The 13161-nt window shown below is 33.4% G+C and carries 9 protein-coding genes; 3 read left to right on the top strand and 6 right to left on the bottom strand.

Annotated features, from left to right (window positions below):
- Genes KKQ76_RS05270 through KKQ76_RS05245 form a run of 6 tightly spaced genes read right to left on the bottom strand, consistent with a single transcriptional unit; the run spans window position 1 to window position 7758 of the window.
- On the bottom strand, window positions 1-1044 hold the full coding sequence (locus tag KKQ76_RS05270; protein WP_213196140.1) for a UDP-glucose--hexose-1-phosphate uridylyltransferase: 1044 nt from the start codon (window positions 1042-1044) through the stop codon (window positions 1-3).
- A gap of 5 nt (window positions 1045-1049) precedes the next feature.
- The gene (gene galK, locus KKQ76_RS05265) at window positions 1050-2213 is read right to left on the bottom strand and encodes a galactokinase (RefSeq protein WP_213196139.1); all 1164 of its coding nucleotides are present in this window, start codon (window positions 2211-2213) and stop codon (window positions 1050-1052) included.
- Window positions 2214-2238: 25 nt separating this feature from the next.
- Window positions 2239-4641, bottom strand: a complete 2403-nt coding sequence (galA, locus tag KKQ76_RS05260) for a beta-galactosidase GalA (protein WP_213196138.1) — start codon at window positions 4639-4641, stop codon at window positions 2239-2241.
- Window positions 4642-4655: 14 nt separating this feature from the next.
- Entirely contained in the window at window positions 4656-5666 is a 1011-nt protein-coding gene (locus tag KKQ76_RS05255) for a glycoside hydrolase family 53 protein (protein WP_213196137.1), read from the bottom strand.
- 4 nt (window positions 5667-5670) lie between these two features.
- Window positions 5671-6753 carry a glycoside hydrolase family 53 protein gene (locus tag KKQ76_RS05250; protein WP_213196136.1) on the bottom strand — a complete coding sequence of 361 codons (1083 nt, stop codon included), beginning with the start codon at window positions 6751-6753 and terminating at the stop codon, window positions 5671-5673.
- 3 nt (window positions 6754-6756) lie between these two features.
- Window positions 6757-7758: an aldose epimerase family protein gene (locus KKQ76_RS05245; RefSeq protein WP_213196135.1), complete on the bottom strand. Its 1002-nt coding sequence runs from the start codon at window positions 7756-7758 to the stop codon at window positions 6757-6759.
- A gap of 148 nt (window positions 7759-7906) precedes the next feature.
- Here KKQ76_RS05245 and KKQ76_RS05240 point away from each other — a divergent pair, with 148 nt between their 5' ends.
- From KKQ76_RS05240 to KKQ76_RS05230, 3 genes are all read left to right on the top strand, one after another.
- Window positions 7907-8905 carry a GntR family transcriptional regulator gene (locus KKQ76_RS05240; RefSeq protein WP_213196134.1) on the top strand — a complete coding sequence of 333 codons (999 nt, stop codon included), beginning with the start codon at window positions 7907-7909 and terminating at the stop codon, window positions 8903-8905.
- A 211-nt stretch (window positions 8906-9116) separates the two neighbouring features.
- Entirely contained in the window at window positions 9117-11279 is a 2163-nt protein-coding gene (locus KKQ76_RS05235; RefSeq protein WP_213196133.1) for a glycoside hydrolase family 97 protein, read from the top strand.
- Window positions 11280-11285: 6 nt separating this feature from the next.
- On the top strand, window positions 11286-13130 hold the full coding sequence (locus KKQ76_RS05230) for a glycoside hydrolase family 13 protein (protein ID WP_213196132.1): 1845 nt from the start codon (window positions 11286-11288) through the stop codon (window positions 13128-13130).
- Window positions 13131-13161: the final 31 nt, after the last annotated feature.

Below are 13161 nucleotides of genomic sequence, written 5' to 3'. Positions count from 1 at the left end.
TTAATTTTTATAATATTGGATAGAAAGATTTCGCAAAATTTCTGAACTTTGTTCAGCCGTTAAATCTCTTTGTGCTTCAGCTAGAAGTTCATAGCCTACCATAAATTTTTTAACCGTTGCACTTCTTAAAAGTGGTGGATAAAAATGCATGTGAAAATGCCATTCTTCATGGTCTAAACCATCAGTTGGCGCTTGATGAATTCCTGCGGAATACGGGAATGATGTTTTAAACAAATTATCATATTTTACGGTAATAATCTGAATCATTTCCGCATAAGATTTTATTTCTTCTTCGGTTATTTCTGCAATGCTAGAGAAATGTCTTTTGCTAATAATCATGGTTTCATAAGGCCAAGTTGCCCAAAATGGAACCAACAAGACGAAATGCTCATTTTCTGCAATAATTCTTTCTTTTTTCTGAAGCTCACTTTCTAAGTAGTCTTTCAAAAGGCTTTTTCCGGTTTTTTGAAAATATTTCAGAAGATTGTCTTGAGTTCTTTTTACCTGAGTGGGTAAAGAAGATTGCGCCCAAATTTGTCCGTGAGGATGTGGATTGCTACAACCCATCACACTTCCCTTATTCTCAAAAATTTGTACGTGATTAATGTACGAAATAGCGCCTAATTCTAGATATTGCTCCTTCCAAACTCTTACTACATTTTCTATTTCTGGGACTTGCATTTCTGCAAGTGTTACATTATGCTTTGGCGAAAAACAAATCACACGATTGATTCCTCTTTCTGGATTGATTTTAAATAAATCTTCTTGCTCTAAATCAGAAGAAACTTCATCTTTTAAAAGTGCAGGAAAATCATTGTCAAAAACATAACAACTTTCGTAATTTGGATTGGTTCCACCTGTGATACGGTGATTTCCCGGACATAAATAGCAGGTTTCGTCGTATTCAGGTTTTTTTTCGTCTGAAATGGCTTCGTTTTGGCCTTGCCAAGGTCTTTTTGCTCGTTGTGGCGATACCAAAATCCATTCATCTAAAAGTGGATTGTATCTGCGATGTGGATGGTCTGTTAATACAAATTGTTCCATGATAACTAAGCGTAAAAATGAGTCCCTTCTGAAACTGAAACTTGATAAGGAGTAAGTGCTATTCCGAATTTTTCTTGATAAGCTTTAGAAAGTTTTTCGATAACGTTTTCTACTTCGGTTTTCTTAAGTAAATTAATGGTACAACCACCAAAACCGCCTCCCATAACTCTTGCGCCAAGAACGCCTTGCTCTAGTAAAACATGATCAACTAAGAAATCTAATTCTTCGCAGCTTACTTCGTAATCTTTAGAGAGACCGTAATGTGTAGATGTCATTAATTTTCCTACATTTTCGAAATCATTTTTTTCTAATGATTTTACCAATTCTTGAATTCTAGAAATTTCACCCACTACAAATTTGCTTCTTCTATACACTACATCGCCCATTTCTTCTTTCAAATCTTCCACCATTTCCATAGTAGCTTCTCTGAAATTTTTGACTTCTGGATATCTATTTTGAATCAATGCAATTCCTGCTTCACATTCTTTTCTACGATTATTGTATTCTGAAGTTTGTAAATTGTGTTTTACATTGGTATTGAGCAAAAGCAAAGTGTAATCACCAAAATCTGCAGGTGCATATTGATAATCTAAAGTATCACAATCTAAGAAGATTACATGGTTTTCTTTCCCAAAAACAGAAGCAAATTGATCCATAATTCCACAGTTCACTCCCGCGAAAGTATGTTCTGCTTTTTGTCCCATTTTGGCAATTTGTTCCTTGCTTAAATCTAAATTGAAAAAATGATTAAGTCCAAATAAAAATCCACATTCTAAAGCAGCAGAAGAAGATAAACCAGCACCAATAGGAACGGTAGAACTGAAAACGATATTGAAACCGCTATCTATTTTATCTTGAACTTGATTAAAAACGCCTAGGAAATAGTTGACCCAATTCTGAGAAACAGGTTCTATTTTATCTGTGATTTTGAAGTGATATTCGTCTTTTAAATCTAGAGAGATGATATTGCAATCTACGGTATCATTTTTAGAAATAGCAAAACAAATGTATTTGTCAATAGCAGCGGGAAGTACAAAACCGTGGTTATAATCAATATGTTCGCCAATGATGTTAATTCTTCCTGGTGATAAAACTATTTTTTGAGGATTTTCGCCAAATTTTTCGTTGAATTGTTGGTTGCAAAGTGCAACGAGTTCTTGAGTATTCATTATTTTATATTGTATTAATCGTTTATTATTTTTGAGTAAAAGAAATCACATCAGAAGCTAATCCGTTTGATTTTACCTCTAATTGTAATTCACCTTTGGTTTTTCCAGAAAGAATGATGACTTGGCATTTACCATTGAAGGCGCTTCTTTGCCATGCTCCATCTAAAAATTGGTCTGGTTCGTGAGAACTAGGATCTCCATTTCCTACGCCAATGATTTTAGCATCACCTTTTAAGAAAAATTTCACCATATTATCGGCTACTGGAACTTCTCTACCTTTTTCGTCTACAATAGAAATGTTGACTACAGTAGCATCTTTTCCATCTGCAGTTAAAATATTTTTTTCTGTGGTAGCAATTACTTTATATGGAGTAGATGTGGTTTCTACTTTGGTGCTTATTTTTTTACCTTTTTTATAGCCAATTGCTTCTAAAGTTCCTGGTTCATAGGTAACTTCCCATTTTAGATGACTGTTTCTAGGCATTGTTTTTTTGCCTAAAGATTTTCCGTTTAAGAATAATTCTACATCATCAGCATTAGAATTTACCCAAACTTCTATCGGTTGACCTATCTTTTCGTTCCAGTTCCAATGTGGCGAAATATGAATCACGTCTTCATCTGTCCACCAACTTTTATAATAGTAGTAAATATTTTTAGGAAATCCGCACACATCCATAATTCCGAAATGTGAATTTACGTTTGGCCATTTATAAGGAGTAGGTTCTCCTCTGTAATCAAAGCCAGTCCACACGAAACCACCTTGCCAATAATCGTTTTCTGCTGCAAGTTTCCACCAATCTTCTGCTTTGCTTGCCCACCATGGAGCGGTAATGTCTTGGTCTGGTACATAAGCTCTTATTTCATCTTTTTCATAAATTCCTCTTGTGGTAACGGTGCTTCCCATTTCTGTTCCTATTAAAGGCTGATTAGGATGATCTTTGTGATAATCTGCCACTGCATATTGTCTGTAATTAAATCCACGAACTGGTATTACTTCATTTACACCATTAAATTCATTTGCCATATCTGCAGCATAAGTACTGGTTCTGGTAGGGTCTAATTCTTTTTGTTTGGCTATAAGAGATTGAGCAATTCTCTTTCCGAAGTCATTTTTTTGAATCCAACCTTCTTCATTACCGATAGACCAAAGAAAAATAGAGGGATGATTTCTGTCTCTTAAGATAAGACGCTCTAGTTGGTCTACATATTCTGGCGAACTATTGAGCAATCGGTGTTCATTCAGAACCAGCATTCCTAAACTGTCACACGCTTTTAATAATTCTGGAGTAGGAGCGTTATGACTTGCTCTATAAGCATTAGAACCAAATTCTTTCAGTTTTTTAATTCTGTAATATTGCAAATAATCTGGTAAAGCGCTGCCAATTCCAGCATGGTCTTGGTGATTGTTAGTTCCTTTGATTTTAATGTGTTTTCCGTTTAAGAAAAATCCTTTTTTTGCATCAAATTTTATAGTTCTAATGCCCAATCTCGCTTGTTCACGATGGATTTCTTTTCCGTTTTCTTTTACCACCGCATAAACTTTGTATAAATAAGGCTCTTCTAAACTCCAAAGTCTTGGGTTGGAAACTGAAATTTTCTGTTTTGTGGTGAGTTTTTCATTAACTTTTAAAGTCAGTTTTTGTTCCGCAGTTTTTCCTATGAATTTACCGTTTCTGTCTGTAATATAAGCGTAAACAATACAATTAGAAGGATTTAAATTTTTATTTTCTACTGAAGTTTCTACATTTACGGTTGCGTTTTTCCCATTCACATCTGCATGTACAAACAATCCACCAAATGGAATGTGAATGTTATTATACTGGTTCAGCCAAACGTGTCTGTAAATTCCAGCGCCTTCGTAAAACCAACCTTCGTATTGAGTTGCATCTACTCGAACGACTAGAACATTTTCTTTTTCAAAGTCAATATAATCTGTTACGTCATAAGATTTGCCAATGTATCCACTTTGATTGGTTCCTACGTAAAATCCGTTTAACCAAATGGAAGCATTTCTAAAAATTCCATCAAATTGAATTTCGAAGCGGTCTTTTTTATCGTCTTTAGAAACGGTAAAATGTTTTCTGTACCAACCAATACTGGTTTCTGGAAACATTCCGCCAACTGGTTTGAAGCCGTGAGAAATTAAATCTGGGTGCTCTGATTTCACAAAAGGCAATTCTACCGCCCAATCATGCGGAAGGTTTAATTTTCGCCAATCTTTGTCTATAAATTTCGGGTCTATTGCGGTATTTTCTGCAGCTCCAGATTTTGAAAAAATATTGACAAGGCTATAATTGAAATCTGCTTTTGCATCTTCTGAATGTCCGAAATGGAATCGCCAATCTTCGTCTAAATTGGTTCTTTTTTGAGCAGGAAAAATACCTACAACTCCTAAAAGAATAAGAAATATAGAAATGTATTTAATCATTTTTTCTGAATTTTTTAGTTTTCTTTGAAAGCATCTAAAGCTGGAGAAGGTTGTCCGTTTTCTAACCAAGCGCTTAAACCATAACCGCTCCAAGATTTTGCGCCTTGTGGTTCCCAATAAAATACTCCGGTTCCCATTTTATTGGGTACATTTCTTACGGCTTTAAAGGTAGCTTCTAAAAGGTTTTTGGTGTTTTCTACTTTATAATCTTCGCCACCTACTTCTACTATCATTATTTGTTTTTTGTAGGTTTTAGCAAGGTAGTTCATGTTTTTTTGTAAATCGTCTATGGTTTCTGTCCAATCTTTTTTTATCCAAAACGGATAGTAAGAAAGTCCTATTACATCATATTTTACCTTTTGTTCGGCTACATTTTTATAAAACCAAGTAATTTTTTCGGTGTTATTTCCTTCGTCTATGTGTACAATTACTTTTATTTTTTTGTCTACTGCTTTTACTGCATTATAGCCTACATTGAGTAATTCTCCAAGATTTTTGAAATTTTTGCTGTGACCATCTGGCCAAAGAATACCATTAGGGATTTCATTGCCAATCTGAACCCATTCTGGTGTAATGTTTTCTTTTTTCATTGCAGCAATTACATCATAAGTATGGTCATAAACCGCTTTCTTTAAATCTGTGAAATTTAAATTTTCCCAAGCTTTTGGTTTGTATTGTTTGTTAGGATCTGCCCAAGAATCACTGTAATGGAAATCTATCATTAATCTGAAGCCCATTTTGTGCAATTTTTTAGCAAAAGCGATGGTTTCATCTTTACTGCAATGTCCGCTTCCTCTGTCATCATTAGGATTTACAAAGACTCTTAATCTAATGGCGTCCATTCCTTTGCTTTTCAAAATGTTTAATGCATCATCTCTTTCACCTTTTTCATTATAGAATTGATAACCAGTTGCTTCCATTTGAGGTAGCCAACTGATGTCTGCACCTTTTGCAAATTTTGATTTTTTTTGCCCAAAACTGAATAGTGAAATGGTAATGAGAAGTATTGAAATAATTTTTTTCATAATATTAATCTTTATTAAATGCTTGAATTGCTTCTAAAGCGTTATTATTAAAATCCCAAAGTGCTTGATTTTCCCAAGTAGAGCCATTGGTTGCTTGATTTCCTTTGAAGGCAACCCATTCTCCTCCCCAATAACAGAACCCAGAACCATTAGGAACTGATTTTACCAATGATTTGATGGCGAGAATATAATTTTTTTGACCAGAAGCAGTAGCGTCATAACCTGCAACCAATTGATTGCTTTGTCCCACCACATTATTGGTCCAATCATTCCAACTTAGTGTAAAAGGATAAGAAGTTTCTGCTAAAATAATTTTTTTGTTATACGTTTGGCTTAGTGTAGTGAGCTTGGTCTTTAAATCAGTTAAAGAAGTTCCATGATATACAGGATAATAAGAAATGCCTATATAATCATAATTTAGATTTTTCACTTTATTAAAATACCAATCTGCTGAATTAGAAATTCCTGCAAAATGCAACATGATTTTAGTAGCACTATTGGCTGTTTTCACGCTTGAAATAGCAGTATTTGTTAATTCTAAATATTGTGTTTCATTGGTAGAAAGTTTTCCTTCTGGCCATAGAAATCCATCATTGGTTTCATTTCCTATTTGTATGATTTCGGGTTTTATTTCGGTAACTACTTGTGTAGTGTAAACGCTTACCGCAGATTTTAAATCAGAAAAATTTAAATTTTGCCAAGCTACAGGTTTCGTTTGATTGCCTGGATCTGCCCAAGTATCAGAATAATGAACGGTGAGCCAAACTTTCATTCCGTGGGTTCTAACTTTAGTTGCCAGTTGTTTTACTTCAGATAAATTAGAATGTCCGTTACTAGGATTATTCCAAAGACGAATTCTAATGTAATTTACTCCAGCATTTTTTAAAGTAAGCAATGGGTCTTGCACAGTATTATTGTACTTAAAAGAAACTCCTGTTGCTTCTATTTCTGGTAAAAATGATAAATCTGCAGCTCTTATAAAACTATCTTCTGTAGGAATTGGAGTAGGAGTAGGTTCTGGATTATCGCCGCCAGAACTACAAGAAATAAGTGCTAATGTTAAAAAACAGAAAATTAACTTTTTCATTTTCTATGAAATTATAAATTGGAAGGTTGTATTTTGTTGGTATGTTTCGCCTTTTCTTAAAATAGCATTGGGGAAATCTTCGTGATTAGGAGCATCTGGAAAGACTTGAGTTTCAAAACAAATTCCGCTTTCTGTGTGATATTCTACCAAATTTTTATTTTGAAGTTCTTCAGAAGTTTTTCCGCCAACGTAGATTTGTACGGCAGGTTGGTCTGTAAAAACGTTCATGGTTAATCCGTTGGTTTCACTTTCTAAGATTGCAGCAGGTTCGCTGTTGTTTTTTAAGACAAAACAATGGTCTATTCCAGCCACTACATTTTTAGAACTTCTGAAATCAAAAGCGTGGTTTTCCATAGGAATGAAATTTCCTGTAGGAATGTTTTCGTCGTCTAATTCTAAGAATTTTTCAGCATTGATTTGTAATTTTTGGTCAAGGGTATTTCCAGAAATTCCATCAAGGTTAAAATAAGCGTGATTGGTAAGGTTTAGAAGCGTGTCTTCTGTAGTAGTTGCTTTGTAATTGATATTTAATTCATTTTCATCTGTTAAAGTATAGGCTACTTCTATGGTAACATCTCCAGGATAAAATTCATTGGCTTTACTTACATAAGAGAAGGTAAGTGTATTGGTTTCTTCGTTGTAGTTTTCAAAATTCCAAGCGACGTTACTTAATTGATATTTTCCACCGTGTAAATGGTGTATCCCGTGATTTTGGTCTAGTTGAATGGTTTTTCCGTTCAGTTGAAATTGTGCGTTTTTAATTCTTCCAGCAAATCTTCCTACCACCGCATTAAAATATGGAGAAGCTCCCATTTCGAATGCTTTAATATATTCATCAATCGAATGAAATCCTAAAACCACGTCTATTTTACCATTTTTGGTAGGAACGTAGAGCGAAAGTAGTGTTGCACCATAATTAGTGAGGTGTGCTTCTACACCATTTTTATTGTTTATGGTATAAGTAGAAATCTCTGTATTGTGTTTGTTTACGGTAAGTGTATTCATTTGTAGATGAGTTGTAAGTTGTTAATTATTTTTTGCGTTTTTTATGATTAATCTGTTTCTCAAATTTAAATCTTTTTGTAATTTTACCATACTAGTACCTACCAGTTTTTGTAACTTTACCACCAGTTATTATTCAGTATATATTATTATGAAATTCATCAAGATTTCCGAAGACAACAATTTTCCTAAGTATCAGCAAATCATTAATTCTGTAGAAAAAGCCATTGCCAATCAGCTTTTGAAAAAAAATGATAAGCTTCCATCTATTAATAAGATTTGTCTAGAATTTAAAATTTCTAGAGATACCGTTCTCTATGCTTATGAAGAATTGAAGAAAAAAGGTTTGGTTTATTCTGTTTTGGGCAAAGGATATTTTGTGAAAAGTATAGATTGGGATTTCGAGGAAAGAATTTTCTTACTTTTTGATGAACTGAATGCTTTTAAGGAAAATTTATACCTTTCTTTTTTAGAAGCGGTAAATAATCGGGCAAAAGTAGACGTGTTTTTTCATTATTTTAATCTAGAGGTTTTTAAAAAATTAATTGAAGACAATGTGGGAAGTTACACTAAATATATCATCATGCCAAGTAATATCAATGGAACTACGCCCATAATAAAGCTATTGCCCAAAAATGATGTTTATATTCTAGACCAAACCAATCCTGAACTCAAGGAATATGCTTCCATATATCAAAATTTTGCTAAAGATATGTTTGAAGGATTGAAAAAAGCAAAAGCCAATCTAGAAGAGTATCAACGTTTGGTTTTGATTTTTCCCGGGCAAAAAGAACCGATAGGAATGGTGGAAGGTTTTCTGAATTTTTGTGAAAAATACAAGTTTAATCATAGTATCATCAGTGATTTTAAAGACGAAGAAATTAAAACAGGAGATGTTTACATTATTCTAGATGATAGACACTTGGTAAACGTAATCTTACAATCTAAAAAACAAAAACTGAAGATTAAAAGAGACTTTGGAATAATTTCTTACAATGAAACTCCTCTGAAAACGGTGGTAGAAAACGGAATAACAACTATTTCTACTGATTTTTCATTGATGGGGAAAACATTAGCCGAAATGTTGCTTCATCCTACCAATCAAAAAATAGAAAATCCTTCGGATATTATCTTTAGAAATTCTTTGTAATACACTTTTAACAGTTAAAAAATCTATAAAATAATATAATTTCAAATTTTTTAAAATATTTTTTGAAAAAAAAGTCAATTTTCTTTATGAAATAAAACATATTTTTTTATGTTAATTTTATTGGAATAGTTCAATACTTTGTTTATTTTAGTCTTTCTATTTAATTAGAATAAGAAATACTTAAATTACTGTAAATCAAACAACTTGCTTTATGAAAATTGTGAAAAACAGCGTGCTTTTCCTAATGCTTTCCCCTGCATTATTTTTAGCACAGTCTCTAAAATCTCCAGACGGAAATTTCGAAATGAATTTTCAACTGAAAAATGGAGTTCCTTATTATCATCTGAATTACAAAGGAAAAACAGTCATAGAAGATTCTAAATTAGGTATTCGATTGCTTAAAGATAATACCATCGCTTTTGACAATGTCAATAAACTTCCAGATGGTAAAAATCTCAATTCTGATTTTGAAAAAATTGCAGAAAACAGAGATTCTAAAAACGAAAATTGGGCTCCCGTTCTTGGAGAAAAAAAATATTACACCAATCATTACAACGAACTTTCGGTTACGCTTAATCAACCCAATGAAGACAGAAAAATCATCGTTAAGTTCAGACTTTTTAATGATGGATTAGGTTTCAGATATGAGTTTCCTCAACAGAAAAATCTTAATTATTTCGTTGTAAAAGAAGAAGATACCGAATTTAATTTCCCTTATGATTTAAAATCTTGGTGGGTTCCTGCAGACTATGACACCCAGGAATATAAACCTACAACCAGTTTGGTTTCTCAGATTTCTACAAAATGGGAAAGCAGTTTTGATAGTAACGCTTCTCAAACTTTGGTTAAAAATGCAGTTCAATCGCCTCTTATGTTAAAAAAAGAGGTTTCTGGCAAAGAAAAACCACTGTATATAAACCTTGCAGAAGCTGCTGTAATCAATTATCCCGCTTCACAACTTGAAGTAGATTCAGAAAATTTTGACTTCAAAACCCATCTTACTCCAGACGCACAAGGTGCAAAAGGTTATATGCAAACTCCTGCAGTAACACCTTGGAGAACCGTAATCGTTTCAGAAAAAGCAGAAGAAGTGCTAGATTCTAAAATGATTTTTAACTTGAATGAACCAACGAAATATACGGATACTTCATGGATTCATCCAGTGAAATATATTGGAGTTTGGTGGCAAATGTTCGTTCCAAATCGTGGAACTTGGAATTATACCAATATCGATAATGTACATCTTGGCGTTACAGATTATTCTAAAACGAAACCAAATGGAACGCACGCTGCGAATAATGATAATGTTAAAAAATACATCGATTTCGCTTCTAAACATGGCTTTGATGCTGTTTTGGTAGAAGGTTGGAACGAAGGTTGGGAAGATTGGTTCGGAAAATCTAAAGAATTTGTTTTTGATTTTATTACACCATATCCAGATTTTGATATTAAAATGCTCAATGAATATGCGCATTCTAAAAATGTAAAACTCATCATGCATCATGAAACATCTGCTTCAGCTACCAATTACGAAAGATGGCTTGATCCAGCTTTTAAATTGATGAAAGAACATGGTTATGATGCGGTGAAAACGGGTTACGTTGGAAATATTATTCCTAGAGGCGAACATCACTATTCTCAGTGGATGATTAACCATTATCAAAGAGTAGTAGACAAAGCTGCAGAATATAAAATCATGGTTAATTCTCACGAAAGTGTTCGTCCTAGTGGTTTAAGCAGAACTTATCCGAATTGGATTGCTGCAGAAGCTGCTCGTGGAACAGAATTCGAAGCAATGGGTGGTAATAATCCAGACCACACTACCATTTTGCCATTTACTAGATTTATGGGTGGACCAATGGATTACACTCCAGGAATTTTCCAAACACAATACAATTATTATGATGCTAACAGTAAAAATTTTGCCAATACTACTTTAGCTAAACAATTAGGATTATATGTGGTGATGTATTCTCCACTTCAGATGGCTTGTGATTTACCAGAAAACTACGAGAGACATTTAGATGCTTTTCAGTTTATCAAAGATGTAGCGGTAGATTGGGATGATACCAAAATTTTATCAGCTGAACCTGGTGATTATATTCACACTGCGAGAAAAGCCAAAGGTTCAGAAAATTGGTTTGTAGGAGGTGTTACAGACGAAAATGCTAGAGATTTCACTGTAGATTTTTCTTTCTTAGAAAAAGGAAAAAAATACGAAGCCACTATTTACGAAGATGGTAAAGATGCAGATTACGTAAAAAATCCGCAGGCTTATCATATTTACAAAAAAGTAGTAACCAATGGTTCTAAAATCAAGATTCACCTTGCAAGAAGCGGTGGTTATGCTATTTCTTTAAAGCCAATTAAATAGAATGATATGAAAAAGCTATTTTCAATATTTGCCATTGCAATATTTAGTTTTTCTATGGCGCAATTCCAAAGAGTAGAACCTGCTTTTTGGTGGAAAGGAATGAAGAATCCTGAGCTTCAGATTTTGTTGTATGGCAAAAATATTGCCCAACAAAACATAGAACTTTCAGATGGAATTCAGATTAAAGATTTAACGAAGGTAGAAAATCCTAATTATGTGTTTATCACCATTAATACTAATGAAATTAACACGCCCAAATTTAAAATATTCCTTAAAAATGGCAAGAAAACCATCAGTACATATCAGTATGAATTGAAGGAAAGAACGCCTAATTCATCTTTGCGTGAATCTTATACATCTAAAGATGTTTTCTACCTGATTATGCCAGATCGTTTTGCCAATGGCGATGAAAAAAATGATTCAAATAAATCTCTCATCGAAAAAGCAAATAGAAAAAGTGAAGGAGGAAGACATGGTGGTGATTTAAGAGGAATAATTAATAATTTAGACTATCTTAAAAATCTTGGAGTGACTACACTTTGGCTCACTCCAGTTTGCGAAGACAATGAAAAAGCGTATACCTATCATGGTTATGCACAGACTGATTTGTACAAAATAGATGCGCGATACGGAACCAATGAAGAATACCGTGAACTTTCTACTGAACTCAAAAAAAGAGACATGAAATTGGTGAAAGATTACGTAACCAATCACTGGGGAGTTTCGCATTGGTTGATTCAGGATTTACCTACTAAAGATTGGATTCATTGGTTTGAAGATGGGAAGAATGGTTTCAAACGTTCTAACTACAGAACCAATTCTCAAATGAATCCTTATGCTGCTGATGTTGATAAAAAAGTCGCTTTAGATGGTTGGTTTGATACCACAATGCCTGATCTCAACCAAAGCAATCCATTGGTTTTAAAATATTTAATTCAAAATGCAATTTGGTGGATAGAATATGCGCAGTTAGACGGTTATAGAGTAGACACTTATCCTTATAACGACAAAGATGGAATGGCAAAATGGTGTAAAGCGATTACAGATGAATATCCTAACTTCAATATTGTAGGCGAAACTTGGATGTATGACCCAGCTCAAATTGCTTTCTGGCAAAAAGATTCTAAAGTTGGCGAAATAGAAAATTATAATTCTAATTTGCCATCGGTAATGGATTTTATGTTGTATGAAAATCTTCCAAAAGCTTTACAAGAAGAAGAAAATTGGGACAAAGGAATGATTAGACTTTACAATTCTTTTGCCAGTGATTTCTTATTCCCAAATCCTAAAAACATGATGGTTTTCTTCGAAAATCATGATACTCCTAGAATCAATGAAATGTTCAACGGAAATCCTGCTTATTATAAATTGGCATTAACGATTGTTTCTACAGTTAGAGGAATTCCGCAATTGTATTATGGTTCAGAAATAGGAATGCGTGGTGATAAAAACAAAGGAGATGCAGACATCAGAAGAGATTTCCCAGGTGGTTGGAAAGGTGATGTTCAAAATGCTTTTGTTTCTAGAACACCAGAGCAAAATGAGTTTTTTGATTATACCCAAAAATTATTAAACTGGAGAAAGTCTAAAGACGTTATCCACAATGGGAAAACCAAAAACTTTTCGCCAGAGAGAAATGTTTACGTTTATTTCCGTTATAATGATGAGGAAAAAGTAATGGTAGTCATCAACAGCAGTGATAAAGAACAAACCATCGAAATGAATAGATTCCAAGAAATGGTTCCTTCTAGTTTTATAGCAAAAGATGTAATGAAAGATGCCGAAGTTCAAATTAAAGATTTGTTAACTATTCCTGCAAAATCTTCATTGATTTTAGAAATAAATAAGTAAATTCGTTAAAAATAAATAAAAACTATAGTAT

Source organism: Cloacibacterium caeni, assembly GCF_907163105.1.
GTDB lineage: Bacteria > Bacteroidota > Bacteroidia > Flavobacteriales > Weeksellaceae > Cloacibacterium > Cloacibacterium caeni_A.
The sequence above is the reverse complement of the archived record's forward strand: the minus strand, read 5'-3'. Positions and strand labels throughout refer to the sequence as shown.

Bases quoted from the DNA above. Each gene is read 5' to 3' on its own strand.
- KKQ76_RS05270 (WP_213196140.1), bottom strand. From the start codon at position 1,044: ATGGAACAATTTGTATTAACAGACCATCCACATCGCAGATACAATCCA.
- galK (WP_213196139.1), bottom strand. From the start codon at position 2,213: ATGAATACTCAAGAACTCGTTGCACTTTGCAACCAACAATTCAACGAA.
- galA (WP_213196138.1), bottom strand. From the start codon at position 4,641: ATGATTAAATACATTTCTATATTTCTTATTCTTTTAGGAGTTGTAGGT.
- KKQ76_RS05255 (WP_213196137.1), bottom strand. From the start codon at position 5,666: ATGAAAAAAATTATTTCAATACTTCTCATTACCATTTCACTATTCAGT.
- KKQ76_RS05250 (WP_213196136.1), bottom strand. From the start codon at position 6,753: ATGAAAAAGTTAATTTTCTGTTTTTTAACATTAGCACTTATTTCTTGT.
- KKQ76_RS05245 (WP_213196135.1), bottom strand. From the start codon at position 7,758: ATGAATACACTTACCGTAAACAAACACAATACAGAGATTTCTACTTAT.
- KKQ76_RS05240 (WP_213196134.1), top strand. From the start codon at position 7,907: ATGAAATTCATCAAGATTTCCGAAGACAACAATTTTCCTAAGTATCAG.
- KKQ76_RS05235 (WP_213196133.1), top strand. From the start codon at position 9,117: ATGAAAATTGTGAAAAACAGCGTGCTTTTCCTAATGCTTTCCCCTGCA.
- KKQ76_RS05230 (WP_213196132.1), top strand. From the start codon at position 11,286: ATGAAAAAGCTATTTTCAATATTTGCCATTGCAATATTTAGTTTTTCT.